This is a genomic window from Pantoea eucrina, assembly GCF_001691555.1.
Taxonomy (GTDB): domain Bacteria; phylum Pseudomonadota; class Gammaproteobacteria; order Enterobacterales; family Enterobacteriaceae; genus Pantoea; species Pantoea borealis.
The window spans coordinates 98,169-121,800 of record NZ_MAYN01000006.1 but is presented as its reverse complement, the minus strand read 5'-3'; the positions used below and the strand labels follow the sequence as shown (position 1 = coordinate 121,800).

Sequence of the window (23,632 nt, the reverse complement as noted above, 5' to 3'; positions counted from 1 at the left end):
GGCGCGACGCCTCCCTGGCCTTAACTGAACACCATCCCGCCATCAATCAGCAGCGACTGTCCGGTCATATAATCTGAGTCGGGGCCAGCCAGAAACACTACGCAGGCGGCAACGTCTTCCGGTTCTGACAGGCGCCCCAGCGTGATGCGTTTTGCAAATTCCTGTGTGCCATACCCCTCCGGCTGGCCTGCCGCTGCGGAAATTTGCCGATCGATAGCTTCCCACATCGGCGTTTTCACAATTCCCGGACAGAATGCGTTTACCGTAATGCCCGCCGGTGCGAGGTCGCGCGCGGCGGTTTGGGTCAGCCCGCGCACGGCAAATTTGCTGGAGCTGTAGACCGCCAGCTCCGGATTACCGGTGTGTCCCGCCTGCGAGCAGGCGTTGATAATTTTGCCGCCGTGCCCCTCTGCCGCAAAGGCCTGGACCGCCGCCTGAATGCCCCAGATCACCCCTTTCACATTGATGTCATAAACCTTATCCACCACATCTTCGGTGATCTCCGCAATCGGCGTGGAGGGCGCGACCCCGGCGTTATTCACGATGACATCAAATCCGCCAAGCGCCTGACGTGCCTCCTCTGTTGCGCGAAAGACCTGGTCGCGCTTTGCCACGTCAGCCTGCAGCGCGATAGCCCTGCCGCCAGCGCTGACGATCTGGTCAGCCACCTGCTGCGCGGTTTGCGCATTGTAATCGCTGACCGCTACGGCAAACCCGTCCTGTGCCAGCCGCCGCGCAATCGCCGCGCCAATGCCCTGACCGGCCCCGGTCACAAATGCCACTCTGGTTTTCATCGTATTCTCCTTATTCAGGTTATTAAAGCAGCTGGCTGAGGTGCAGCTGACCCATCAGCAGCGGGTTATCGCTGTAGTCGACCGGAATGGCGACCACGGCCGGACCGTTCACGTCCATTGCCCGGCGCAGCACTGGCTCCAGCTCTGCTGCGCTGTTAACGGAGAAGCCGGCAGCGCCAAACGCTTCAGCGTAGGCTTTGAAATCTACCGGGCCAAAGTTCACCCCGGAAACGCGCTGATATTTTTTCTCCTCCTGAATGGCCACCATGTTGTAAGCGTTATCCACCCAGATGATGTGCAGGATATTGGCGTTGAGCCGCACCGCCGTCTCAAGCTCCATGCTGGATTGCAGGAAGCCGCCATCGCCTGAGACCGACACCACTTTACGGGTAGGATCCACCAGCCAGGCCCCAATCGCCCACGGCAGCGCAACGCCCATAGTCTGCTGGCCGTTAGAAATCATGATTTGTCGCGCGCGGAAACTGTAGAGATAGCGGGCGATCCAGATATGAAAGCTGCCCATATCCACCGTCAGACTGACATCGCTGTTAATGATGTCCTGCATTGCACGCACGATACGCAGCGGATGCAGCGCAAACTGGTCGAGGCTTGCGCCCTGCAGCGCCAGCAGCTGCCGCTGGTGCTGCCGGTCATCAAGAATGGCTGCTGCAGCGGTGCTGAGCTGCAGCGGCGAGTCGATACGTGCCGCGATGTTGCGTACGGTTTGTGCAATGTCTCCTACCAGCTCTGCATCGGGCAGATAGCGGTTATCGGTCTCGGCGGGCAGCACATCGATATGCACCAGGAGCGCGTTGCCGCGGTTCCACATCGCCGGCTCATACTCTACCGGGCTGTAACCGATGGTGATGATCAGGTCAGCCTGCTGCAGCAGACGATCCCCCGCCTGGTTATTAAACAGGCCGATTCGCCCGGCAAAGCGCGAGAAATGTTCCTGCCGTACCGCACCCGCCGCCTGATAGGTACTGGTCACCGGAATATGGCTTCTGCTCAGCAGCTCATGGATGGCCGCGCTGTTCTCCGGTTGACTCGCCATCAGTCCCAGCAGGATCACCGGATTTTTTGCGCGGGCAATTTCGCGGCTTACCGCATCCACCAGCGCATCTGGCGCGGCGCCCAGCGTAACGCGTGCCTTATGCTGCAGCAGGCTGCCGGTAACCGGCTGATCGACGATATCCTGCGGCAGGCTAAGGAACGCCCCGCCGCCGCGCCCGTTTTCCGCGTGACGAAACGCGTTTGACACGCATTCTGCCAGGGCGGAAGCGTCGGTGACTTCGACGGCAAATCGGGTGACCGGGCGAAATATCGATACCGTATCCATGCTCTGGTGAACCTGTTTTGCGCTGTCCGACCGTTTTACCGCGCCGCCAATCGCCACCACCGGATCGCCCTCGCTGGTGGCGGTTGCCATACCGGTTACCAGGTTGGAACAGCCAGGCCCGGAGGTGACCAGCGCGACGCCTGCGTTACCGGTGAGCCGCCCGACCGCTGCAGCCATAAAAGCGGCATTTGCCTCGTGACGCACCGGGATCAGTTCAATACGCGAATCCACCAGCGAATCGAATACTTTGTCGATTTTCGCACCGGGAATGCCAAACACATGCTTTACGCCCTGGGTTTCCAGCTGCGCAACGACCAGATCTGCCCCGCTGCGCCAGCTCGTTTGGGTTTTAAGTTCTTTCATCATTACCTCGGTTATTAACTTTCAACGGAGCGGATAGCTTCATCCAGGTTGTCAGGGGTCAGGTTGGCCTGCAGAAAGTCGCGATCCTGCGGTAAGTCGATCACCAGTTTGCTGATTGCGCCAAAGGTCAGCGTGCCCTGCGCCAGCACATAGTCGAGAATGTGGCCACCGCCCTGTCGGTCATCGGTAATAAAATGCTCGTGATAGCCCGCGACATTGATGCCCTGCATATACTGCGGCGTGCGAAAACCGATCAGTTCGCCGGTGCGCTGACGAAAATCAAATGTGGGCTGATTGCCCAGTACGTCAGGCATTGAACGATAGGGGCGGCACTGGCAGGGCACGGTGCGCGTCTGAACCGAAACAAAGTCGCCGCTGATACGCAGCGCGCAAAAATGATTATCCGAGGTAATCACGCTGTCGATGACGCGGTGCACCTCTTCACGACTGCTTTTTTCGCTGAAATGGTGCTGATGTTCCGGGGTAAAAAAGGTCATGACCGCAAACGGGGATTGCTGATCCGGATGGGCCGGGCGGGCGCTGCCGTCAGCACGTAGCTGCCAGACCTGGCGATCAAAGGCGACCAGTTCACCATCAAGCTGATTAAAGGTGCCGAGACCAAAGTCGCCCTTCTCCAGTAGTCGGGCAACGGTCGTCGTGCCGTCGTAGACGCCGTGCAGCAGTGCGCTCATCAGCGAGGTCTGATAGATAACCTTTTCTGCTGATTGACTGGCCAGCTGATCAGCGGTTTTCCTGAGCTGTTCTTCACATGAACAACCAGATACAAAATCATACATTTACTGCCTCGCAAACTGATAGTTAAGCCGTGTTAATATCAGAATGAGCCAGCCTGCTCACAGAATCCAATAGCGAAAGCTGTCAGCTTTGAGACGTTTTTAATATGGAACTGCGCCATCTGCGTTATTTTGTTGCCGTTGCCGAAACGCTGCACTTTACCCGTGCAGCTGAGATGCTCGGTATTTCTCAGCCACCGTTAAGTCAGCAGATCCAGCGTCTGGAGCATGAGATAGGGACGCCGCTGCTGAAGCGCCTGACGCGCGGTGTTGAGCTGACGGAAGCGGGGCGCGCATTTTTGCCCGATGCGCTGCAGATTGTGCAGCTGGCAGACCACGCGCTGGAGAAAGCGCGCGGCGTGGCGCGGGGAATGAGCGGTCAGATGTCGCTGGGTTTTGCCAGCTCCGTTGCGTTTGGCTCGCCGGTGTTTGAACTTATCGGGCGCTTCAGAGCGCGCTATCCGGCGATGGAGCTTATCACCCGCGAAGAGAATATGGCGCTGCTGATGCAGGATCTGCGTGACGGCCTGCTGGATGCCGCGTTTATCCGCCTGCCGTGCGAAAGCAGCAAAGCCTTCAATCTGCGGGTTATCGCGACTGAACGTATGATGATTGCGCTGCCGGCCGGGCATGCGCTGAGCCAGCAGGCAAGCCTGGCGCTGACGCAGCTGGCGGAAGAGACGCTGATTATGTTTCCGCGCGAGGTGGCGCCCAGCCTCTATGAGCTGATTGTCAGTACCTGCCTGCGCGCCGGCTTTTGCGCCAGTCGCTTTCAGCAGGCCCCGCAGATCGCCTCTTCGCTGGGCATGGTCGCGGCCGGCAGCGGCATTGCGCTGGTGCCCGCCTCACTCTGCTGCATCAGTAATCCGCAGCTGCGGTTTTGCGAGATCGAAAACAATACGCTGTTTACGGATATCGCGTTTGCCTGGCGGCGTAATCACCCCAGCAGAAGCGTGCTGCATCTGCTGAGCCTGGTCAGCGAAGAGTGACGGATCAGACCTGACCGCTGTTTACCCGGCGTCCGATATCCTTCAGCTGAGAATACTTTTCCAGCAGCTGAGGAGCGTCATCAAGGCTCATGGCAAACATCCACATATAGGTCATGACAGAGTAGACGTGCCCCGCCTCCACGCCGCCTCTCAGGCTCATCACCAGGATGGTGCTGCCAAACAGCAGTGCGGCTACGCTGCCGATGGCCAGATAGCCGAACGCTTCGCGATCGGAGAGGCAGATCCGCAGCCGGGCCAGGACGCGATAGTGCCGTACCAGCGGTGAGGCGGGCGCGTGACTCACCATATCGACCTCTTTTTCCAGCCGGTTATTAAGGCGCAGAAACAGCTGCTCATTCTTACGTGTGAATCCTTTCAGGAACAGCGCAAAAAACAGCAGAATGCCGAGGCATGCCACGCCTGACCAGAACTCAATCAACAGCAGCATACCGGCAGCACCAGCGATGGAGGCTACTGAGGTGATCAGCACCGGCAGATGCTTTTCAAAAAAGTCGACAAACTCACGTGACAACGTCACCCGGGCGGCCACCATGGAGGCGCGATTGTTTTCGCGCCGCTGAGCGAGGATCACCGGTACGGCCATTTCTGCATAAATGCGGGCAAAGGTGCGGGTATCAACGCTGCGTCGTGCGGCACCAATCAGCCACATAACCAGTACCATCACGGCATAGAGCACCGCATGCAGCGCGTTACCCGCCAGAATGGCGTTGACGGCAAAACCCGCCAGTAACGGATAAAGCAGATAGAGTGCGTTTTCGGCAATCACCAGCCCGAGCGTGATAATCAGTTTTTTAATGTGGCGCATTCCGAGCATTTTAAGCATGGCGGCCGCGCCTGTCGGAGCCAGCTGAGGATGTTTTGCACTGAGGGTTTTCATAGATTCATCTGAGGTTATTAAATATTTGAGCGGTTGCTCAAATTGAGGGTGAGTCTATTTGAGCAACTGCTCAAAGTCAATCTGCTGTCAGGCTGAAACCGGAAGAATCGGGCGCAGCCAGTCGTGCGCCCGGGGAAGACAGATTAACGTTCGGCCGAAAGCTTTTGCAGCACTTTCAGTTCGTCAACGGCGGCCTGCATCGCATCCATACCGGCCGTCATCGCGCGCAGGCTCTGCAGCTGTTGTGAAATATCAGCCCGTTCACTGCGCGTCTGCTGGCTCATGGCTGCGATAGCATCCGCCGCGTGCAGGCTGCGATCGGCCATGTCACTGGCGGTCTGTACCGTATGGCTGGCCACGCTGCGGATGCGGGAAATGGTGCCGACGGCGTCGCTGATGTTGCTGGCGGTCGCTTCCGCCTGCTCTTTTGACGAATGCGCCAGCCGCCGGACCTCGCCGGCGACCACGGCAAAGCCGCGCCCTGCTTCGCCTGCGCGTGCGGCCTCAACGGCGGCGTTCAGCGCCAGGATATTGGTCTGAAACGCGATGTTGCTGATGCCGTGCGTGATAACATTAATGCCATCAGAGATCCGCTCCAGATCGTCCAGACCTTCACCCAGCTGACTTTGTGCCTGCTGACTTTCGCTGGCAATGGCGCTGATTGCGCGGATGCTATTCTCTGCCATGCTCAGCGTTTCACTCTGGCTGTGCGTCGCCGCTTCCAGCGCCGGAAGCGCCTGTACAATGGGCGCCAGCTCCTGCTGATAGCTGACCACGCGCCCCAGCACCCGGGTCTGAATACCGTTCAGCGCCTCCCAACGGCGCAGCGCGCGCTGTGCGTAGTGCGCGGCATATCCGGCATACTCTACCGGAAACTGCGCCATCGCCTTCACGTCGCGGTTGAAAAATATCAGCGCCGAGAGCGTCTGATTAATCGGCACGCCGAGGATTTCACCAAAGCTGGAAAACCCGGCCGCCGGAATGCCTTTAAAGAAATGTGCGCTCTGCAGGGCGTTCAGATTTCCCTGACGCCGCAGAATGCAGTCATTCATCATCACAGCGGCGGGCTTGCCGTGGCGTGAGACAAACTTTTCCCAGTCCTGCAGCGTCGTCGCTTTGAAGTCGCGCTCCTGCATCAGCCAGAGGCGGTCGCCAAATTCCAGATCGCAGAAGAAATGCACGCGCCCGGCCTCAATTTTCGCAACCGAGCGTATGAAATATTCATCGCCTGCTCTAACGGCAAACGTCAGCCCCTGCAGACGCTGGCTCAGCTGCTGTTCACTGCAGCCAAGCTGCTCTGCCAGTGCGGCAGTGAACGGCTGCTGCTGTCCCTGAGCGGTAAAGACAGAGGTCACGGTACGCGTCAGCGGATCGGCCTCGGCAATCAGCCAGCTTTTATCCAGCGGCGTAAAATTCTGGCTTTTGAACGGCGCAAATGATTTACCGGCCGCCATGCGGCAGAACACCACCACCGCTTTCCCCTGCAGCACCCGTCCACCCGCCCCTATCCACGTACCATCAAACGTCACGCGCCCGCCTGCAGAACCGCCGATGGCCAGACAGGGAAAGCGGCCGCTGTTATACCAGGCCTGCATAAAAAAGCCTTCTGAGGCAGATAAGCCGTCGCAGTAGATCATGGCAAAGGTGCGATCGGCAGAGAGCGGCATACGCAGCTGAAGGGCGGCCAGGTCGCGCTGGATGGCGCTGATACGGTCGGTAACGCTGTGCGTATCCTCCAGATGCAAATCGATAATATGCGTTTCATGTTCAGCGACCAGTGAATCAGGCAGCCAGAGCCAGCTGCCCTCCTGCCCGTTACCCTCACAGTAGGTGCTGTGTTTACCGCTGGCGCTCAATGCGCCGTTGGATGACAGCGTAATGACCGTTAAGGCGGCTGAGTTGAAACGTTGCCAGGCCTGGCTGACGCGATAAAAGTCCGCTTCCGGCGGTACAAAGGTCAGTAAAATCCCGGCCGCGCGTGAGGAAAGACCAATATCACCCGGCGAGGCGGGCAGATTCTGGCAATGAAAGAGACCATCTGAAGGCTGAGATCGTGCGTTAAAACGGGCGCGGCTAAACATCGTCTTCATTAAAGACATATTCTTATATTTCCTGCTGTAAGCTGTTGCGCACTGAAACTGCGCATCCTGGTGTGGTTAAAAGAGGGCTAAAAGCAGGGTCCGTTCGCAATCAGAACTCATCAGTGAGTGACCGCTGCTGCACGCTGATCTGTGCAGCAGCGGACCAGGGTTATCGACCTGTCGGGCACAATCTTCAGCAATTGCTGTTATAGACCACACCAATGGTTAAACGCGGTAATCGCCGATATATCTGCTACCATGCGCCCTGTATTGTGGCCGGAATGCAAAAAGCACAGATGAAGAAAAATACCGACGAGTTAAAGCACCGTATTCTTGATACCGCTGTGGCGCTGTTTATTGAAAAAGGCATTGCCGGCGTCACGACCCGTGACGTCACCGAGCAACTTGGCCTGTCGCGCAGCCATATCTATCACTACTTCAGTAACTGGCAGGCGCTCTCGCTGGCGGCGCTTGAGCGCTTTATGGCGCAGGAGATCGCACAGTTCACGCGCGAAGCTGAGGAACTGGCACCGGAACAGCAGCTTCTCCGGCTGGCAGAGATTTACCTGCCCAATAGTGTGGATGCAACGTGGAAGCTCTACGATTCACTCTGGCAGAAGGCGGCGAACAATGAGGTCTGGGCCGCACTCGCTGAAAAGAATATCGCCAGCTGGAGCGCACTGATTGGCGGCATGATCCAGCAGGGAGTGGAGCAGCAGCGCTTTCACACCGCTGATGCAGCCCGGGTGACCCGCCAGCTCAGCGCTATGCTCAATGGTTACGCTGAGGTGCTGAGCATCACTCCCTCAGCAGAGAAGCATCGGCAGGCGATGATGGATATCACCGCGTTTATCCGGCTGGCGCTGCAGCCGGCTTCAGGGGGCCAGCGCTAACGCCAGCGCCGCTTCGCAGTGGATCTGCGTGGTATCAAAGACGGGAACCGACACATTACGCGGATTAAGCAGCATCCCGACCTCGGTACAGCCGAGGATCATGCAATCCGCGCCCTGCGCTACCAGCCGTTCAGCCACCTGCTCAAACGCCTCGCGGCTGGCTGTCGTGGTGATATCTTTGCACAACTCATCATAAATAATGTGGTGCACTCTGGCGCGATCGTCGTTGTCCGGGATAAGCGGCTGCAGCCCGGCCGTTTCCAGCCGCTGACGATAGAACTGCTGCTCCATGGTAAAGGCGGTGGCGATCAGGCCCGGCGCGCGCAGTCCCGACGCTACGATGCGCTCAGCGGTAGCATCGGCGATATGCAGCAGCGGAATAGCGACATCTTTCATCATGATGTCAGCCAGTTTGTGCATAGTGTTAGTGGCCAGCACGATAAAATCTGCGCCGCCGCGCGCCAGCGCGTGCGCCTCTGCGTTGAGGATCTTTCCGGCCGCCGCCCACTGCCCGCTCGCCTGCAGCTGCTCAATACGCGCAAAGTCGAGCGATCGAATCAGCAGCTCCGGCGAGTGCAGGCCACCCAGCTGCTGGCGCGTCAGCTCACATAGCTGACGATAGTAGGTTTGCGTTGAGGCGGCAGACATTCCGCCCAGAATACCAATGGTTTTCATTGTTTGTGATTTTCCTTCTCTGCGCTGCCGGACAGTTATGCACGCTGCGTATATATCAACTATGGTGTTTTATCGCACACTCAAAGCGACGATGTCATTCACAGGCTCACTTTTTCCAGGATCATCAGTGCTATCCGACTGTGCTGCAGCAAACCTCCTGATGCCGGCTGAGGTGCGCCTGACGATCGGTGTATAACAACAGAGAATACAATGTCCAAAACACAATGGTTACTGCGCCAGCTGACTAAACAGCTCTGGTTTCGCAGCTCGCTGTTTGCGGTACTGGCGGTGATCACCGCGCTGGTGGCTATTGCGGTGAAACCGTTTATTCCTGCCTCCGTATCGGGCCTGATTGGCAGTGAAGCCGTGGATGAGATTTTGGCTATCCTCGCCTCCAGTATGCTGGCAGTGACGACGTTTTCGCTGAATATCATGGTGACAGCCTATAACTCCGCGAGCAGCAGCGTGACGCCGCGTGCCACCAGTCTGCTGATGGAAGATCGCACCACGCAGAATGTGCTGGCAACGTTCATTGGCTCCTTTCTCTACAGCCTGGTGGGGATCATCGCACTGGGTATGGGCGCATACGGCACACAGGGGCGGGTGGTGCTGTTCTTTGTGACGCTGCTGGTGATCGCCATGATTGTGATCACCCTGCTGCGCTGGATCCAGCATCTCGCTAATTTTGGCAGCCTGGGCGAAACCTCTCAGCGTGTCGAGCAGGCAACCCGCGCGGCGCTGACTGAACGATTACAGAACCCCTGTATGGGCGGCTCGGCCTGGCAGGGTGATCTGCCCGCCGCGGCACGACCCCATCCGCTTCTGCCGGAGAGTATTGGTTACCTGCAGCATATCGATTTGCAACGGCTGAACGACCGGGCAGACGCGCAGCAGGTGCATCTCTATCTGGCTGCTCAGCCCGGCAGCTTTGTTCATCCGGGATCGCCTCTGCTATGGTGCACCCAGCCGATGTCCGAAGAAGAACAGCACCATCTGCAGAGTGCATTTACTATCGGTGAGCAGCGCTCTTATGAGCAGGACCCGCGCTTTGGCCTCTGCGTGCTCGCAGAAATCGCCTCACGCGCGCTTTCCCCCGCGGTTAACGATCCCGGCACCGCCATAGATATCATTGGCCGGGCTGTCAGGCTATTCGGCCACCCTGTTCCTCCGGCTTCTGATGAAGTAGCCTGGCCGCGCATATTTATCCGGCCCGCCCAAATCAGCGATATGTTTGATGATGTGTTCACCGCCATCGGACGCGATGGCGCAGGCCTGGCTGAGGTACAAATTCGTCTGCAGAAATCGCTTCAGGCGCTGGCGCTGATTGCGCCGCATCGTTACGCCGCTGATGCACAGCGCCATGCCAGGCTTGCATTGGCACGCGCAAACATGGCTATGAACTGCGCAGCTGATAAAACCGCCGTGGAGCGTGCAGCCATCTGGGCGCTTCCGGAAAAAATCTCCTGTGATTAGCCTGGTTTTTAAGCACCTGCTGGCGTTTCGCTTTTACTCTTTCATACTGATTGTTACATTTGGTCTTCATTCACGTTATGCAGGATACTTATGCCAACATCAGAAACGGACATCCAAAAAAAGCGAAGTCAGATTAACCCACCGGTCTTTTTCACTTCAGCCGCCCTGATTTTTATCCTGGTCGCCTTTGCCGCGCTCTTTCCTGAACAGGCGGATACCCAGCTCACCGCCCTGCAGACGTCGCTGTTTGCCAATGCCAGCTGGTTTTATATTCTCGCCGTTGCGCTGATTTTGCTGACCGTGATCTACCTGGGAATATCGCGCTATGGCGATATCAAACTCGGGCCCGATCACGCTGAGCCCGATTTCAGTTATCACTCCTGGTTTGCCATGCTTTTTTCTGCCGGCATGGGGATAGGCCTGATGTTTTTCGGCGTAGCTGAGCCGGTGATGCACTACATGGCACCGCCGTCAGGCGAGCCGGAAACCGTCAATGCGGCGCGGGAAGCGTTGCGTATCACGTTCTTCCACTGGGGCCTGCACGCCTGGTCGATATATGCGATTGTGGCGCTCATCCTGGCCTTCTTTAGCTATCGTCATGGATTACCGCTGACGCTGCGCTCAGCGCTCTATCCGATTATCGGTAACCGCATCTATGGCTGGATGGGCCACGCCGTGGATATTTTTGCGGTGATTGGTACGGTGCTGGGTGTGGCCACCTCGCTGGGCTACGGCGTACTGCAGGTTAACGCCGGTCTCAATCATCTGTTTGGTTTACCGGTCAGCGCCACCATGCAGGTGATTCTGATTGTGGTGATCACCGCCCTGGCGACACTGTCCGTTGTCTCCGGACTGGACAAAGGTATCCGTATTTTATCGGAAATAAACCTTGGTCTGGCGGTGCTGCTGCTGATCCTGGTCGGCACGCTGGGGCCAACGGTCCTGCTGCTGAAGTCATTTGTAGAGAATACCGGCGGCTATCTTTCCGAGCTGGTGACAAAAACCTTCAACCTCTATGCCTATGAGCCTAAATCGAGTAAGTGGCTGGGCGGCTGGACGCTGTTCTACTGGGGCTGGTGGCTGGCCTGGTCACCCTTTGTCGGCATGTTTATCGCCCGCGTATCGCGCGGTCGTACCATCCGTGAATTCGTCACCGGCGTGCTGTTCGTGCCGGCGGGTTTTACGCTGCTCTGGATGACCTTCTTTGGTAACAGCGCAATCTGGATGATCATGCAGCATGGCGCCACCGATCTGGCGCAGACGGTGATGAGCGATCAAACGCTCGCGCTGTTTAATTTTCTGGAGCATTTTCCCTTCAGCTTTGCCCTCTCCTGCATTGCCGTCGCCATGGTAGTGGTCTTTTTTGTCACGTCCGCGGATTCCGGGGCGATGGTGGTGGATACGCTCGCGTCAGGGGGCACCGATCAAACGCCGGTCTGGCAGCGTATTTTCTGGTCCGCGCTGATGGGCGTCGTAGCCATCACCTTACTGTTAGCTGGCGGCATGAAAGCGCTGCAGGTTGTGACTATCGCCAGCGCCCTGCCGTTTGCCATCATTCTGCTGATGTCGATGTACGGGTTGCTTAAAGCGCTTCGTATCGATGCCTGGAAGCGGGACAGCAAGCAGATTGCGACCATCGCGCCCACGGCCGCGCGCAATCCGATTCCGTGGCAGCGTCGTTTACGTAATATCGCCTATTTCCCGAAGCGCTCGCAGGTGAAACGCTTTATGACTGAGGTGATCTATCCGGCGATGGAGATGGTCGAGCAGGAGCTGGCAAAGCAAAACACCCCGTCGCATACCCGTGCCGATGAAGACGATCGCGTGCGGTTTGAGGTGGATCTGGGGCAGGAGCTGAACTTCGTTTACGAAGTCCGCGCGCGCCCCTATCTGCAGCCCGCTTTTGCGCTGGCGGGTATGTCAGCCAGCGACAAGGCAGAAGAGCAGAAATATTACCGTGCGGTGGTCTACCTCAAAGAGGGCGGCCAGGATTATGACGTGATGGGCTGGAATCAGGAGCAGATCATCAACGATATCCTCGACCAGTATGAGAAGCACCTGCACTTCCTGCACATTGTGCGTTAGTGACGGCATGACAAAAGAGGAGCCTGGCTCCTCTTTTTTATTGCTCTGGTGCTGTGAATAACCCGAAAATGGCTGGTGTTAATGAATTTATGCCACCCTGTCAGAACCACCTGTTGTGACTGTCACTCTGAACACCTGAAAGGAGTCAATATGACTGAGATAGCTGCACTTAAAGCGAAATACCCGCAGGCGCTGAGCTGGACGTTTGGTGATTCCCCTGCCCTGGCAGATACGCTGGCGAAACTGATTACAGAGGGCAGGAAAACCGCCACCTGCAGTTCGCTGGCTGCTTTTCAGAACGATGCTGAAGCGCCAACTGTGGGCCGCTACAGCATCGTCCTCGACGGCCGCAATCAGCCGGTTTGCGTGGTCCGCATCGTCAGTCTGCAGCTGATACGCTTCTGCGACGTCACCGAAGCGTTTGCCCGTAAAGAGGGTGAAGGCGATCTGAGCCTCCGCTACTGGCGTCAGGAGCACCAGCGCTTCTTTGAAAACAGTGGCGTTTTTGATGAACGTATGGAGCTGGTGACTGAAGAGTTTGAGCTGATTGAGGTAGTCGCCTGTCAGGCCAGCACTGAGCGTACCTGAATCTCTATTTTATCCGCATAATCCATCTCCAGCATCAATCAGCAGGGATTATTCAACCTGTCCGGCCCCCTGCGTATCCAGCAGCGCATAACCCTGGTTCTGCAGCGTGGTCAGCGTCGTCAGCGCTGAAGGAGTGCGGATCACGGGGGACGCGACCCAGCGCGGATCGTAATGATGCCAGGCCAGCGCCTGACTGCACAGCGTCACTTTTACACCCGCATCGTTCAGCGCTTTTATCAGCTGCAGGTTAGGATTAGCCGCGCCAAACAGCTTCCGGTAGTGCTGCTCATCCAGCATAGCGGGCGTGGCACCGCCGTTAACCGCCACCACGGCGTCCAGCTGATTAGCCGGCACGCCGGAACGGCCATAAAGATTGATGACGCGTGCCACCTCATTCAGGCCGGGATTGATATCTGCTGCATTGCTGGCCGCCTCGCTCACTTTAAAAACCAGCTTGTAGTGCTGCGTACTGTCAGGCTTAAAAGCCGCGTCAGGGGTGTCATAAAGCTTACCGTAGCCGGCAACGAGCGGCGCCCTGGGCGTATCCGCATGCACTCCCTGCGTTACGCACAGAGAGGCGAGAACAATAAGCGAACAGAAAGAGAAATATCGGGTCATGTGCGTTCCGCATTAGCAAATGGCGGGGTCAGCATAAATTAAAAAACGCCGCTGCAAAGCGGCTGGCCTGTTTTTAAGAGTAATGCACATCCCGTGCCGGTCCTGCTGTTGCAACAGCAAAAAGTGCGGTGGCCGCTGAATATTCGCGCGCTTTTCCATTCCCGCTCCATAATTCTTTTGACTATAAACGGAGCCCGGCGATGAAAAATCCAACCCTGTTACAGGCATTTCACTGGTATTACCCCGAAGGCGGCCAGCTCTGGCCTGAGCTGGCCGAACGGGCAGCGCATATGAGCGAATCGGGTATCAATATGATCTGGCTGCCACCAGCCTATAAAGGTGCTTCAGGCGGCAGTTCAGTCGGCTATGACACTTACGATCTGTTTGACCTGGGTGAGTTTGATCAGAAAGGTACCGTTGCCACTAAATATGGCGACAAAGCGCAGCTCCATACGGCGATTGAAACGCTTCATCAGCATCAGATTGCGGTGCTGATGGATGTGGTGGTTAACCACAAAATGGGCGCGGATGAGAAAGAGCGCATTCTGGTCAACCGGGTCGACGAACAGGATCGCTCACAAATCCACGAAGAGGTGGTGGAGTGTGATGCCTGGACGCGCTACACCTTCCCGGTTCGTGCCGGAAAGTATTCAAAGTTTATCTGGGACTATAAGTGCTTCAGCGGCGTTGATCACATCGAAAATCCCGATGAAGATGGCGTGTTCAAGATTGTGAACGACTATACCGGCGAGGGCTGGAACGACCAGGTTGATAATGAGCTGGGCAACTTTGATTATCTGATGGGCTCCAATATCGATTTCCGTAACCGCTCGGCGACGGAGGAAATCAAATACTGGGCGCGCTGGATGATGGAAACCACCCAGTGCGACGGATTCCGTCTCGATGCGGTTAAACATATTCCGGCCTGGTTCTACAAAGAGTGGATTGACCATGTACAGGAGGTCTCTGAAAAGCCGCTGTTTATCGTGGCGGAGTACTGGTCTTTTGAGCTGGATAAACTGCAGCAGTATATCAATCAGGTTGAGGGCAAAACGCTGCTGTTCGATGCGCCACTGCATATGAAGTTTCATGAAGCCTCTAAGCAGGGCAGCAGTTACGACATGAGCCAGATTTTCTCCGGTACGCTGGTAGAAGCCGATCCGTTCCACGCCGTCACTATCGTTGCTAACCACGATACTCAGCCGCTGCAGGCGCTTGAAGCGCCGGTAGAGGCCTGGTTCAAGCCGCTCGCCTATGCGCTGATTTTACTGCGTGAAAACGGTGTGCCGTGCGTGTTCTATCCGGATCTCTACGGCGCCAGCTATGAGGACACCGGCAGCGATGGCGAAACGCATAACGTTGAGATGCCGGTGATCGACAAGCTCGATCGGCTGATGATTGCGCGCCAGCGTTTTGCACACGGGGTGCAGACGCTGTGGTTTGATCACCCCAACTGCATCGCGTTCAGTCGCAGCGGCACGGAAGATGAGCCAGGCTGCGTGGTTGTGATGTCTAACGGCGACAGCGGAGAGAAAACGCTGACGCTGGGAGAGAATTACGCCGGCAAAAACTGGCGCGATTTCCTTGACAATCGCGACGAGACGATCACCACCAACGAACAGGGTGAAGCGGTATTCACCTGCAACGGCGGCAGCGTCAGCGTCTGGGTTATTGAGTGATATCCGCGCGGGCTGCGCCTCTGGCAGCCCGCACGTTATGCTCTGCAGCAATACGTTTTATGCAAAAAAGGTACGCAGATAATAATGAAAGAGAGCACCCTGCTGGTATTTGATGTTAATGAAACGCTGCTCGATCTGACCTATCTGGATGATTTTTTTCTGAACACGTTTGGCGATACGCAGGTCATGCGTCAGTGGTTTGCAGAACAGATCCTCTACTCCCAGACGCTCACCTTAAGCGGACGCTATGTGCCATTTGGTGAACTGGCGGTTGCCGTGTTGAAAATGGTAGCCACCATCCGCAGTACAGCGCTCACTTCAGCACAGATAACGCAGTTTCAGGAGGAGATGGCGGCGTTACCCGCTCATCCTGATGCGCAGCCCGCGCTGGAAAAACTTCGTACTGCGGGTTTTGAAATGGTGACGTTCACGAACTCATCGGCAAAAGCGGGCAAAAAAGTGCTGGCGCAATCCGGACTGGCACCATTTTTTTCACAACAGTTCTCTGTTGAGCTGAGCGGCTGTTTCAAACCTGCCGCTGCCGCTTATGGGAGTGTCAGTCAGGCGCTGGATCGGCCTCCTGCTGCGCTCAGAATGATAGCCACGCACGCCTGGGATATTATTGGTGCCATGGCCTGTGGCTGGAAAGGCGCCCTGCTCACCCGCGCCGGTAACGCGCCGCTGTTGCTGGGCGAACAGCCCGATATCTGCGGGCCCGATTTACAGGCGATAGCAGAACAGATCATTGCGGCAGACAGGCGGGGATAAAACGGCGAGAAGGGTTACAGCTCGCCTGACTGATAAGCAGAAATATCCTGCGCTGCTGATGCTTGAGCACAAGGGCCGCTCAGGACATGAGCGGCATGCGGTTTTAAATAATCCGGCGACAGGAACCGTTAAGAGGGCTTCGGTTCTCTTTTTCATTTCTGGCGCTGGTTATCAATAGTCAGGCTGACCCGGTTGGCGCGGCAGAATAGCTCCGAATAGTGCACCGGTTTCGCATTCTGATCGAAAGCGATTTTGCTGATGCGGAACAGCGGCTCGCCCAGTTCACACTTCAGCCTTTGGGCCTCAGCTTTGGTGGCCATAAAAATATCGATGGTTTTTTTATCACTCACCACGCGGGTGTCGAATTTTTCCTGAAGCAGCTTATAAGTCGAGGCGCCTGCGGTATAAATTTCGTCAAAGGCCGGATAACGGGAAAGCGGGATCCAGGAGCTGTCGATAAACAGCGGCTCATCGTCGAGATACATGACCCGCATCAGGCGAAAAATTTCGCCGCCACCTGGTATATTCAGCCGTTCGCAGAATGGATCGGCACTGATGCGCTCCTGTTCGATAACCTCTTCCCGGGTTGGCTTACCCTGGGACACGCCAAAGTCAGTGAAACCACTTACCGTCAGCAGCGCATTCTCAACTTTTTTACTCTGTACAAAGGTGCCTTTGCCCTGCCAGCGCTGCAGCACGCCGTCGTTGACCAGATCGCTGATCGCTTTGCGAATGGTAATGCGGCTGACGTTATAGAGCGTGCACAACTCGCTTTCAGTCGGGATCTGCTGACCAGCCCGGTAGACTCCCTGCGCGATATCATCCAGCAGGCGCTGGCGCACAGTGGCGTAAAGGAGTTGATGGGAGTAGCGCTCCGTAGCTGGCATGAATCGACCCTGATGTTGTAAAAGGAGTGGGGTTGATTATATGAGCGTTTCCGGATGAGTAACAGGCGCTGGCACGAGTAATGTTACGCCAGCGCCGGCGCTTACCACGCACCATGGTAGCCAATGGTGCGTGCAGCACACCGGGTACCCTGTTTCATGGCGTTCTGGAGCGGCAGCCCGTTAGCGATAGCGCACAGGAACCCGGCGATGTAGGAATCCCCGGCCCCCATGGTATCCACTACTTCGACGCGCTGCGGCGGTATCAGCCAGAACTGCGTGCCATCCCACGCCAGGCTGCCATTTTCTCCCAGCGTGGCGATCGCCACACCCGCGCCACACTGCACCACGCTCTGCAGCCGGTCGCGCAACCACGGATTATCTTTATTTGCCGAAGCAAAAACAAAATCAAGATGTTCCGGTAGTGTGTGCCACAGCGGACTTTCCCATTTATCGGCAAAATCAAAAGACAGAATTTTGCCCGCCGCCTTCAGTGCAGGAAAAGCGGACTCTGCATGCCCCCAAATGGCAGAGTGGATAATGTCGAACTCCATCAGCCACGCCAGCTCCTGCTCACCGACGCGAAAGTCTGCCATTACACCTTCGGTATAATCACCGAGAAGGCGATCGTTATTCTGCAGCTCCACCTGGGTTTGCGCTGTGACACCGGGCATCACTCGCAGACGGGAAATATCCACGCCATGCTGCGCAAGGTCGCGACGCAGCATGGCACCGTAATCGTCCTCCCCTACCCAACTGACGCAGGCGGGCTGCATCCCGTAACGCGTGCTGTAAACCGCCACGTTAACAGCGTTGCCCCCGGAAAACGCTTTACCCAGCTGAGGATAGATATCTACGCAATTATCGCCTACCGTTGCCAGACGTTTCATTGTCCCTCCTGTGAGAGCGGCGCGCTCATAGTGCAATAGACCTGCGCCAGCGCTAAACGCTGATGTTCGCAGGCAACCCTACCCGTTTTCATCTCTCTGTTCCTTGCTGTGCTGCCCGGCCTGTATAGAGGCCGGGCAGGAGATTAATATTCGACGAGGCCACCGTAGTAACGGCGATCGTCCGGGTTGTGATCTTTGTAAATAGAGAGGTAGTAACAGAGCCACTCCATCGGAACGAACATCAGGAACGGCGCGAGCCACGGGTGTAGTCCCTGAGCGATGTCGGCATAGTCGATCACAATCACGTTATCGGTACGCTCACGCACGAAACGGATGGCGCGCTCCGTGGTGTGACGACTCTCGTCATTACCCAGCAGGAACAGAAACGGAACGCCCGGCTCAACGATTTCCAGCGGGCCGTGACGAAACTCGCCGCTCTCGATCACTGAGCCATGGGTCCAGGTAAACTCCATCAGCGTCACAATCCCCTCTTTATAACTCAGCGGACGCAGCGGACCGGCGGCAACGGTATAGATCATCGGCCACTGCGAGGCCTGTTCGCCAAGCTGACGTCCTTTTTCCTCCCAGGTGCGCACCAGATGCCCGAGCGCCTGCGGAAGTTTGCGCAGATCGTTTTTGATTTTGCCGATTTCGGTATGCGGCGCGAGGCGCGTAATCATCTCCAGCACCACGCTGTAGCACAGCAGCAGATGGATTTCCCAGATGCAGTCTGCTTCATACGCCACCACATGCTGAGCAGCCTGATTAACAGGACTGTCTGTACGTTTGGTAAAGGCGGCGGTCAGCGCGCCACACGCTGCGCCCAGCTCAAGCGCCTGAATGACCTCCTCAGTTTTACCGTAATCAGAGACTCCGATTACCGCACAGCGTGAGTCCAGTCGATGCGGGGTGTTATCACAGAATTCCCAGCCAGAAAGCGCGTATACCTGAAGGCCGGAGAAACGATCTGCGAGATGCTTTGCCGTCTGCGCTGCATTCAGCGGGGAACCGCAGGCGACAAAGTAAATGCGATATACGCCACGCCCGATCATTTCATCAACAATGGCATGTACGCGGGGAACGTCTTTCTCAAGCACCTTCTCCACTTCACTGACCATATTTTCAGTTACCAGGAAATCCACCGTGTTTTTATCAATATTCAGCATGCAATAACTCTCCAGACAGGGTTAAGAAACATGAGCCAGACGGCGGTTGCGCTTTTCCCAGAAGGCATAAGCGGGCAGGCCGGTAGCGATAACAATCAGGGCACAGACCAGCCCCGGGACGGGTGCCCACACAAAGGTGGAAGCAACAAGAATTAAGCTCGAGGCGATAGCAGCAAAGGCCATCAGGCCAAATGCCGGGGTGCGCCATAGCGGTTTATAGTCTTCACGCTTGCGGCACCAGATGATCGAGGCGAAGGTCAGGGTGTTTTTGAAGCACATCACCAGCGTGAAGTAGCCGAGCAGGCTGGTCAGGTCAGAGACAAAGATAAAGAAGATGCCGAGGGCGCACTGCAGGATAATAGAGACATCCGGCGTATTGTATTTCGGATGTACGTGCCCGAAACTTTTGAAAAACAGATTATCTTTCGCCATCGCGTACTCGAGGCGCGGCTGATACATCACGCAGCTGGAAAGCGAGCCCAGAATCACGATGATGGCAGTGATGGCGACAAAGATGCCCGCTACGCTACCGAGCGCCGGAATATAGGTGAGTGCGTCGGAAATGGGTGTCCCTGAAGCGGAGAGTTTGTCAAACGGCATCAGGCCTGTGATCACCAGTGCCAGCAGTGAATAGAGTGCTAACACCAGTAAACAGGAGCCGATCAGCGCTCGCGGCATCGTCTTACCGGGATTTTTGATCTCTCCGGTCATGTAGCAAATAGAGGCCATACCGGTATATGACCAGCTGGTGGCGGAAATCCCGGCCAGCAGGGCCATGATCCCTGCCGCCGTACCGGTGGTGGCGGTCGCGGGTGCGCTAAAGTTATCCCCTTTTAGCCAGAACACGCCGATGCCAATCACAATGGCAAATGGAATAATTTTGGCAATAGTGATCAGCGTCTGAAAGGTTGCGCCGCCCTCAACCGACCGCAGGTGCAGCAGCATAAATGCCAGAATAAGACCGGTGGCAATGAGTTTCCCGATGAACGGGTCGATTGGTATCAGAAAGGCCATATTACCGACAATCGCCAGCGCCATAATAGAGAGTGACGGCGCATCGTTTGCCCAGAAACTGGCCCACCCGGAAAGAAACGCCAGCGGACGGCTGCCCGCGTTTTTCAGATACACATAATCAGCGCCATTTTCCGGATAGGCGGTAGAGAGCTCCGCATACACGCACATCTGCGGGATAACAATCAGTCCGCCAATAACAAAAGCAAGTACGGTAAGCCATGGAGAACCTGCCGCTTTTGCTACTTCACCAACCGAAACGAAAATACCTGAACCCACGGTCGTTCCGACGGAAATGGCCAGCACGGCCCAAAAGCCGAGTTTGCGTTGGAGTTCCTGGCTTTCCATATCGTTACCTTTTTAATGATTAAATGGAGTTGTAGGGTTAAGTGCGCCTGAATGAAGGCAGCAGGTCACCGCACTATCTGTGTACAAGATGGCGGGAATGCGCTTTGCTGTTTTTCATTATGGGATGACGCATGACGAATATAACAACATATAATGAATTGCATTGGCGAAGCAGATCACAAAATCGTCACTTGCGCTAAAGCAGTTACGCGATTATTGATTAAGCAACTGATAATGCAGTTGTTTTGATATCTGGCGCATGAGGACGATTAAATGCAGAAAGCGGGGTATGGCAGGTTGCTGTCTGTGTTCCTGAAAGCAGACTCTGGTGGCAATAGACAAAACATTCTCTGTCGCAGGTGCGTCCGGAAGCGTAACGGTCAGACTAAATAAGTGACAATTCCTTTCCTGTCAGACGATTTGTTAGTTACAGCACTCTTTTACTTATTCTACTCATTCCGGCCCTGCGGGCCGGGCGCGGCGGCGGGTCAGGAGGGGCAACTCTGTTTCAGATCTGCGCCTGAGGTTGAAAGGGTCAAAGAGGGGCTGTGTGCGTCAAACCGGCACCGGTTAGTGTTTCATGTTAAGGGATGCTGTAACTATTCAGGACGTATATTCAGAGTTATACAGTTGTGATTTGCCGCCGGCCGGAAAGCACCAGCGGCACCCGTGATTACATGATGCCTGCCACGGATTTCGCCAGCTGCGCTTCCAGCACCGGCTTCGCTTCTTCAAACTTGAGATTGACCTTGTTGGCGTTGGACACCACGCGCGTCTGATACTTCATGCGGTTGCCCTCTTCGCTGCTGGTCTGCAACTTAATGCCCGATGTGCCCTGACGCAGTGCGGCAATGTTGTCAGTGGTCACGGCGTTTTTACTGCGTTCGGAGATCTGCAGATCGGTCACCATGGTGAAGTTAACATCTTCAATCAGCGCATCGGCTGCCATTCCTGCCAGGCCTGCGGCCAGACCGACGCCAAGCATCGCACCACCCGAGTTACCGTTATAGGCCGTAATGCCGGCACCCAGCGCTGCACCGGTAACCGCGCCTTCATAGCCGGTCGCCAGGAAGCCTTGCGACTGGCGCAGATCCATTTTTTCCGCTTTCAGCACGTTAGCCTGAATCCAGTAGAACGCGGTATCGGGCGAGGATGTGACAGTATACCCTTTAGCCTGCAGGTCCTGCGCCAGCAGCGACTGCAGATCGCTCATATCTTTGTCAGAGGTATTACGCACCTGCAGATAGACCGTTTTCTGACTGGAAGGCTCAAGCCATACCGTCTGGCTCATCTGCGTTTTAACTTCAAGATTGCGCTTTTTGATGGCGGTAGTCATGGCGCTGCAGCCGGAAAGAACGATGCAGGAGGCGACGACGGCCGCCACCAGGGGTTTACGATGGTTCATTTACTGCTCCCTGAGAAGAATTAACTGCGGCGCACTCTTGCCCGCAGCACACCTGTAAAACAGGCGCAAACGTACCGGTTTGCGCTAAGGTGGCAGGGAGGAATATCGGCAAAGCGTAAGATAAATTTACGCTTTGAAGAAAATAAATTTGTCAAAAAGGCACCACTATTTCTAATGCATTGAAATAGTAGCTTTTTATAGATGAATTTTCAGATGTGCTCTTTTAATCATTAATAGTGAAGCAGTGTTCACAAAAGGTTCTGTATTGTGGTCTGAGAGATTGCCAGCCCCTTAAAAAGAGCCGGCACGGGGCGCTTATGCCAGATGGAAAGTGGAAACTGAACGGGTCAGATACTGTACCTGCTCTTCAAGCGATGCTGACGCAGCCGCTGACTCCTGTACCAGTGCAGCGTTCTGCTGCGTGACAGAGTCCATTTCAGTCACCGCTTTCTCAATCTGACCGATGCCGCGACTCTGTTCACCTGACGCCACGGAAATATGCTCCATCAAAAGGTTAACGCGGCTTACCGACGCGATGATAGCGCTCATCGCCTCCCCGGTGCGGCTGACCTGCTCCGAGCCGGTGTGGATAATCGCTACCGACTCTGCAATCAGCGTCTCTATCTCTTTGGCTGCCAGCGCGCTGCGCTGTGCCAGATTGCGGACCTCTCCGGCAACCACTGCAAACCCCCTGCCCTGCTCACCCGCTCGCGCTGCTTCCACAGCGGCGTTCAGCGCAAGGATGTTGGTCTGAAACGCGATCCCGTTGATCACCGAGATGATCTCTTCGATTTTTTTCGAGCTGGCGTTGATCAGGTCCATCGACACAATCACCTCACGCGAGACTTTTTCACCTGTTTCCGCATTTTGCACCGCCTCGCCTGTCAGGCGGCAGGCTTCAAAGACGTTGTCAGTGTTCTGCTTCACCGTAGCACCCAGCTGTTCCATGCTGGCCGCGGTTTCCGTCAGCGCCGCAGCCTGCTGCTCAGTGCGCGAGGCCAGGTCAACGTTTCCGGCTGCGATTTCGCCCGAGGCGGTGGAGACCGAATGCGCGGAGTCACGTACCTGCATAATGATTTGTGTCAGGGCGAGACGCATCGCTTCCAGCGAGCCCATCAGACTCTGAATTTCACTGCGCGACGCGCCCTTTGCCGGAACAGGGCGGTTAAGCTCGCCGGCGGCGATCAAATCGCAATGCTGTTTTGCCATGCTGAGCGGCAGCAGCACAAAGCGATGCATCAGCAGTGAAATCACAACAATGATGCCGACAAACAGCGCACCAAACAGCACCAGCAGCATCAGGCCGGAGTGAAAGTGACGTTGTGCGTCATCATTGAGCTGGCGTGCATAAGCTTCATGCTGCGCCAGTACCTTATCGAGGATAATTTCATACTGGCGATCGAGACGGACGACGGTCGGGATTTGCGCTTTAAAGCGTGCCTGATCGTGCGCTTCAGCGGCCGCCACCAGCGGCCGGATCCCTTCATCGCGATAGCTGAGATAAGCCTGCCGGTAAGCTTCTGCTTCTGCTGCCTCACCGGCCAGACGCGGGGCATCCATATAGGCCTGAAATGCCGCGTCTGCTTTGACAGCCACCGCTTTAACACTCTCAAGTGACGCTGCTGATGCGGTATCGTCCCCCTCGCTCGCTTTCATATATTCCATCACCCTGACGCGCAGCGTACGGCTGTGGTTGATAGGATCGATAACGGAGAGCACTACGCGGATCTCTTTGTTAACGGCGGTCAGCGAGGCGTTACTGCGCACCAGCAGCCAGCTGCTGATGGCCACGCTGGCCAGAAACAGTACCAGCATCGTGAGGAACACCAGCAGTGAGGATTTTTTCAGCGACATAATTAACTTCCGGTTGAAGGTGGAGAGTTAGTTATAT

The 23,632-nt window shown here is 56.1% G+C and carries 20 protein-coding genes; 7 read left to right on the top strand and 13 right to left on the bottom strand.

Translation table 11 applies throughout. The features are described from left to right. Nucleotides 1-20: 20 nt before the first annotated feature. Genes BBA90_RS03895 through budA form a run of 3 tightly spaced genes read right to left on the bottom strand, consistent with a single transcriptional unit; the run spans nucleotide 21 to nucleotide 3,293 of the window. Nucleotides 21-794 carry a (S)-acetoin forming diacetyl reductase gene (locus BBA90_RS03895; RefSeq protein ID WP_065648005.1) on the bottom strand — a complete coding sequence of 258 codons (774 nt, stop codon included), beginning with the start codon at nucleotides 792-794 and terminating at the stop codon, nucleotides 21-23. A 22-nt stretch (nucleotides 795-816) separates the two neighbouring features. Further along, nucleotides 817-2,496 carry an acetolactate synthase AlsS gene (gene alsS / locus BBA90_RS03890; protein ID WP_065648050.1) on the bottom strand — a complete coding sequence of 560 codons (1,680 nt, stop codon included), beginning with the start codon at nucleotides 2,494-2,496 and terminating at the stop codon, nucleotides 817-819. Nucleotides 2,497-2,510: 14 nt separating this feature from the next. Beyond that, complete coding sequence (gene budA / locus BBA90_RS03885; RefSeq protein WP_065648004.1) at nucleotides 2,511-3,293, bottom strand: acetolactate decarboxylase; 783 nt, start codon at nucleotides 3,291-3,293, stop codon at nucleotides 2,511-2,513. Nucleotides 3,294-3,397: 104 nt separating this feature from the next. Between budA and BBA90_RS03880 the strand changes: the two genes are divergently transcribed. Beyond that, nucleotides 3,398-4,279 carry a LysR family transcriptional regulator gene (locus tag BBA90_RS03880; protein WP_065648003.1) on the top strand — a complete coding sequence of 294 codons (882 nt, stop codon included), beginning with the start codon at nucleotides 3,398-3,400 and terminating at the stop codon, nucleotides 4,277-4,279. Nucleotides 4,280-4,283: 4 nt separating this feature from the next. Here BBA90_RS03880 and BBA90_RS03875 read toward each other — a convergent pair whose 3' ends face one another. Next, a complete protein-coding gene (locus BBA90_RS03875) occupies nucleotides 4,284-5,177 on the bottom strand; it encodes an ABC transporter six-transmembrane domain-containing protein (protein ID WP_065648002.1) in 894 nt (297 codons plus the stop codon). Nucleotides 5,178-5,320: 143 nt separating this feature from the next. Further along, complete coding sequence (locus BBA90_RS03870) at nucleotides 5,321-7,276, bottom strand: methyl-accepting chemotaxis protein (protein WP_065648001.1); 1,956 nt, start codon at nucleotides 7,274-7,276, stop codon at nucleotides 5,321-5,323. 263 nt (nucleotides 7,277-7,539) lie between these two features. Here BBA90_RS03870 and BBA90_RS03865 point away from each other — a divergent pair, with 263 nt between their 5' ends. Further along, nucleotides 7,540-8,151, top strand: coding sequence for a TetR/AcrR family transcriptional regulator (locus tag BBA90_RS03865; protein ID WP_240484881.1), 612 nt, complete (start codon nucleotides 7,540-7,542; stop codon nucleotides 8,149-8,151). Here BBA90_RS03865 and BBA90_RS03860 read toward each other — a convergent pair. After that, nucleotides 8,134-8,826: an aspartate/glutamate racemase family protein gene (locus BBA90_RS03860; protein ID WP_065648000.1), complete on the bottom strand. Its 693-nt coding sequence runs from the start codon at nucleotides 8,824-8,826 to the stop codon at nucleotides 8,134-8,136. The two genes, BBA90_RS03865 and BBA90_RS03860, sit on opposite strands and share 18 nt — an antisense overlap. Before the next feature lie 210 nt (nucleotides 8,827-9,036). Here BBA90_RS03860 and BBA90_RS03855 point away from each other — a divergent pair, with 210 nt between their 5' ends. The 3 genes from BBA90_RS03855 (at nucleotide 9,037) to BBA90_RS03845 (ending at nucleotide 12,972) form a co-directional block, all read left to right on the top strand. Next, on the top strand, nucleotides 9,037-10,299 hold the full coding sequence (locus BBA90_RS03855; protein ID WP_065647999.1) for a DUF2254 domain-containing protein: 1,263 nt from the start codon (nucleotides 9,037-9,039) through the stop codon (nucleotides 10,297-10,299). Between the two features lie 90 nt (nucleotides 10,300-10,389). Beyond that, complete coding sequence (betT, locus tag BBA90_RS03850; protein WP_065647998.1) at nucleotides 10,390-12,384, top strand: choline BCCT transporter BetT; 1,995 nt, start codon at nucleotides 10,390-10,392, stop codon at nucleotides 12,382-12,384. Nucleotides 12,385-12,534: 150 nt separating this feature from the next. Continuing rightward, nucleotides 12,535-12,972, top strand: coding sequence for an ASCH domain-containing protein (locus tag BBA90_RS03845; RefSeq protein ID WP_065647997.1), 438 nt, complete (start codon nucleotides 12,535-12,537; stop codon nucleotides 12,970-12,972). A 48-nt stretch (nucleotides 12,973-13,020) separates the two neighbouring features. Here the strand turns inward: BBA90_RS03845 and BBA90_RS03840 are convergent, their stop codons facing one another. Continuing rightward, on the bottom strand, nucleotides 13,021-13,590 hold the full coding sequence (locus tag BBA90_RS03840; RefSeq protein ID WP_084798744.1) for a DsrE family protein: 570 nt from the start codon (nucleotides 13,588-13,590) through the stop codon (nucleotides 13,021-13,023). A gap of 200 nt (nucleotides 13,591-13,790) precedes the next feature. Here BBA90_RS03840 and amyA point away from each other — a divergent pair, with 200 nt between their 5' ends. Both amyA and BBA90_RS03830 read left to right on the top strand, forming a co-directional pair. Continuing rightward, nucleotides 13,791-15,269, top strand: a complete 1,479-nt coding sequence (amyA, locus tag BBA90_RS03835; RefSeq protein WP_065647996.1) for an alpha-amylase — start codon at nucleotides 13,791-13,793, stop codon at nucleotides 15,267-15,269. Nucleotides 15,270-15,353: 84 nt separating this feature from the next. Beyond that, nucleotides 15,354-16,037 carry a haloacid dehalogenase type II gene (locus tag BBA90_RS03830; RefSeq protein ID WP_065647995.1) on the top strand — a complete coding sequence of 228 codons (684 nt, stop codon included), beginning with the start codon at nucleotides 15,354-15,356 and terminating at the stop codon, nucleotides 16,035-16,037. A 152-nt stretch (nucleotides 16,038-16,189) separates the two neighbouring features. Here BBA90_RS03830 and BBA90_RS03825 read toward each other — a convergent pair whose 3' ends face one another. The 6 genes from BBA90_RS03825 to BBA90_RS03800 all read right to left on the bottom strand — a co-directional run bounded on the left by BBA90_RS03825 (nucleotide 16,190) and on the right by BBA90_RS03800 (nucleotide 23,595). Next, entirely contained in the window at nucleotides 16,190-16,924 is a 735-nt protein-coding gene (locus BBA90_RS03825) for a GntR family transcriptional regulator (RefSeq protein ID WP_065647994.1), read from the bottom strand. Nucleotides 16,925-17,025: 101 nt separating this feature from the next. After that, nucleotides 17,026-17,811, bottom strand: coding sequence for a fructoselysine 6-kinase (gene frlD, locus BBA90_RS03820; protein WP_065647993.1), 786 nt, complete (start codon nucleotides 17,809-17,811; stop codon nucleotides 17,026-17,028). A 143-nt stretch (nucleotides 17,812-17,954) separates the two neighbouring features. Next, the gene (frlB, locus tag BBA90_RS03815; RefSeq protein WP_065647992.1) at nucleotides 17,955-18,977 is read right to left on the bottom strand and encodes a fructoselysine 6-phosphate deglycase; all 1,023 of its coding nucleotides are present in this window, start codon (nucleotides 18,975-18,977) and stop codon (nucleotides 17,955-17,957) included. A gap of 21 nt (nucleotides 18,978-18,998) precedes the next feature. Continuing rightward, entirely contained in the window at nucleotides 18,999-20,336 is a 1,338-nt protein-coding gene (gene frlA, locus BBA90_RS03810; RefSeq protein ID WP_065647991.1) for a fructoselysine/psicoselysine transporter FrlA, read from the bottom strand. A gap of 673 nt (nucleotides 20,337-21,009) precedes the next feature. Next, complete coding sequence (gene traT, locus BBA90_RS03805; protein ID WP_065647990.1) at nucleotides 21,010-21,741, bottom strand: complement resistance protein TraT; 732 nt, start codon at nucleotides 21,739-21,741, stop codon at nucleotides 21,010-21,012. A 315-nt stretch (nucleotides 21,742-22,056) separates the two neighbouring features. After that, entirely contained in the window at nucleotides 22,057-23,595 is a 1,539-nt protein-coding gene (locus tag BBA90_RS03800; RefSeq protein ID WP_065647989.1) for a methyl-accepting chemotaxis protein, read from the bottom strand. Between the last annotated feature and the right edge of the window lie 37 nt (nucleotides 23,596-23,632).

What these genes read in the sequence shown, in the direction of transcription:
- BBA90_RS03895 (WP_065648005.1), bottom strand. Translation starts at nt 794, where the DNA reads ATGAAAACCAGAGTGGCATTTGTGACCGGGGCCGGTCAGGGCATTGGC.
- alsS (WP_065648050.1), bottom strand. Translation starts at nt 2,496, where the DNA reads ATGAAAGAACTTAAAACCCAAACGAGCTGGCGCAGCGGGGCAGATCTG.
- budA (WP_065648004.1), bottom strand. Translation starts at nt 3,293, where the DNA reads ATGTATGATTTTGTATCTGGTTGTTCATGTGAAGAACAGCTCAGGAAA.
- BBA90_RS03880 (WP_065648003.1), top strand. Translation starts at nt 3,398, where the DNA reads ATGGAACTGCGCCATCTGCGTTATTTTGTTGCCGTTGCCGAAACGCTG.
- BBA90_RS03875 (WP_065648002.1), bottom strand. Translation starts at nt 5,177, where the DNA reads ATGAAAACCCTCAGTGCAAAACATCCTCAGCTGGCTCCGACAGGCGCG.
- BBA90_RS03870 (WP_065648001.1), bottom strand. Translation starts at nt 7,276, where the DNA reads ATGTCTTTAATGAAGACGATGTTTAGCCGCGCCCGTTTTAACGCACGA.
- BBA90_RS03865 (WP_240484881.1), top strand. Translation starts at nt 7,540, where the DNA reads ATGCAAAAAGCACAGATGAAGAAAAATACCGACGAGTTAAAGCACCGT.
- BBA90_RS03860 (WP_065648000.1), bottom strand. Translation starts at nt 8,826, where the DNA reads ATGAAAACCATTGGTATTCTGGGCGGAATGTCTGCCGCCTCAACGCAA.
- BBA90_RS03855 (WP_065647999.1), top strand. Translation starts at nt 9,037, where the DNA reads ATGTCCAAAACACAATGGTTACTGCGCCAGCTGACTAAACAGCTCTGG.
- betT (WP_065647998.1), top strand. Translation starts at nt 10,390, where the DNA reads ATGCCAACATCAGAAACGGACATCCAAAAAAAGCGAAGTCAGATTAAC.
- BBA90_RS03845 (WP_065647997.1), top strand. Translation starts at nt 12,535, where the DNA reads ATGACTGAGATAGCTGCACTTAAAGCGAAATACCCGCAGGCGCTGAGC.
- BBA90_RS03840 (WP_084798744.1), bottom strand. Translation starts at nt 13,590, where the DNA reads ATGACCCGATATTTCTCTTTCTGTTCGCTTATTGTTCTCGCCTCTCTG.
- amyA (WP_065647996.1), top strand. Translation starts at nt 13,791, where the DNA reads ATGAAAAATCCAACCCTGTTACAGGCATTTCACTGGTATTACCCCGAA.
- BBA90_RS03830 (WP_065647995.1), top strand. Translation starts at nt 15,354, where the DNA reads ATGAAAGAGAGCACCCTGCTGGTATTTGATGTTAATGAAACGCTGCTC.
- BBA90_RS03825 (WP_065647994.1), bottom strand. Translation starts at nt 16,924, where the DNA reads ATGCCAGCTACGGAGCGCTACTCCCATCAACTCCTTTACGCCACTGTG.
- frlD (WP_065647993.1), bottom strand. Translation starts at nt 17,811, where the DNA reads ATGAAACGTCTGGCAACGGTAGGCGATAATTGCGTAGATATCTATCCT.
- frlB (WP_065647992.1), bottom strand. Translation starts at nt 18,977, where the DNA reads ATGCTGAATATTGATAAAAACACGGTGGATTTCCTGGTAACTGAAAAT.
- frlA (WP_065647991.1), bottom strand. Translation starts at nt 20,336, where the DNA reads ATGGAAAGCCAGGAACTCCAACGCAAACTCGGCTTTTGGGCCGTGCTG.
- traT (WP_065647990.1), bottom strand. Translation starts at nt 21,741, where the DNA reads ATGAACCATCGTAAACCCCTGGTGGCGGCCGTCGTCGCCTCCTGCATC.
- BBA90_RS03800 (WP_065647989.1), bottom strand. Translation starts at nt 23,595, where the DNA reads ATGTCGCTGAAAAAATCCTCACTGCTGGTGTTCCTCACGATGCTGGTA.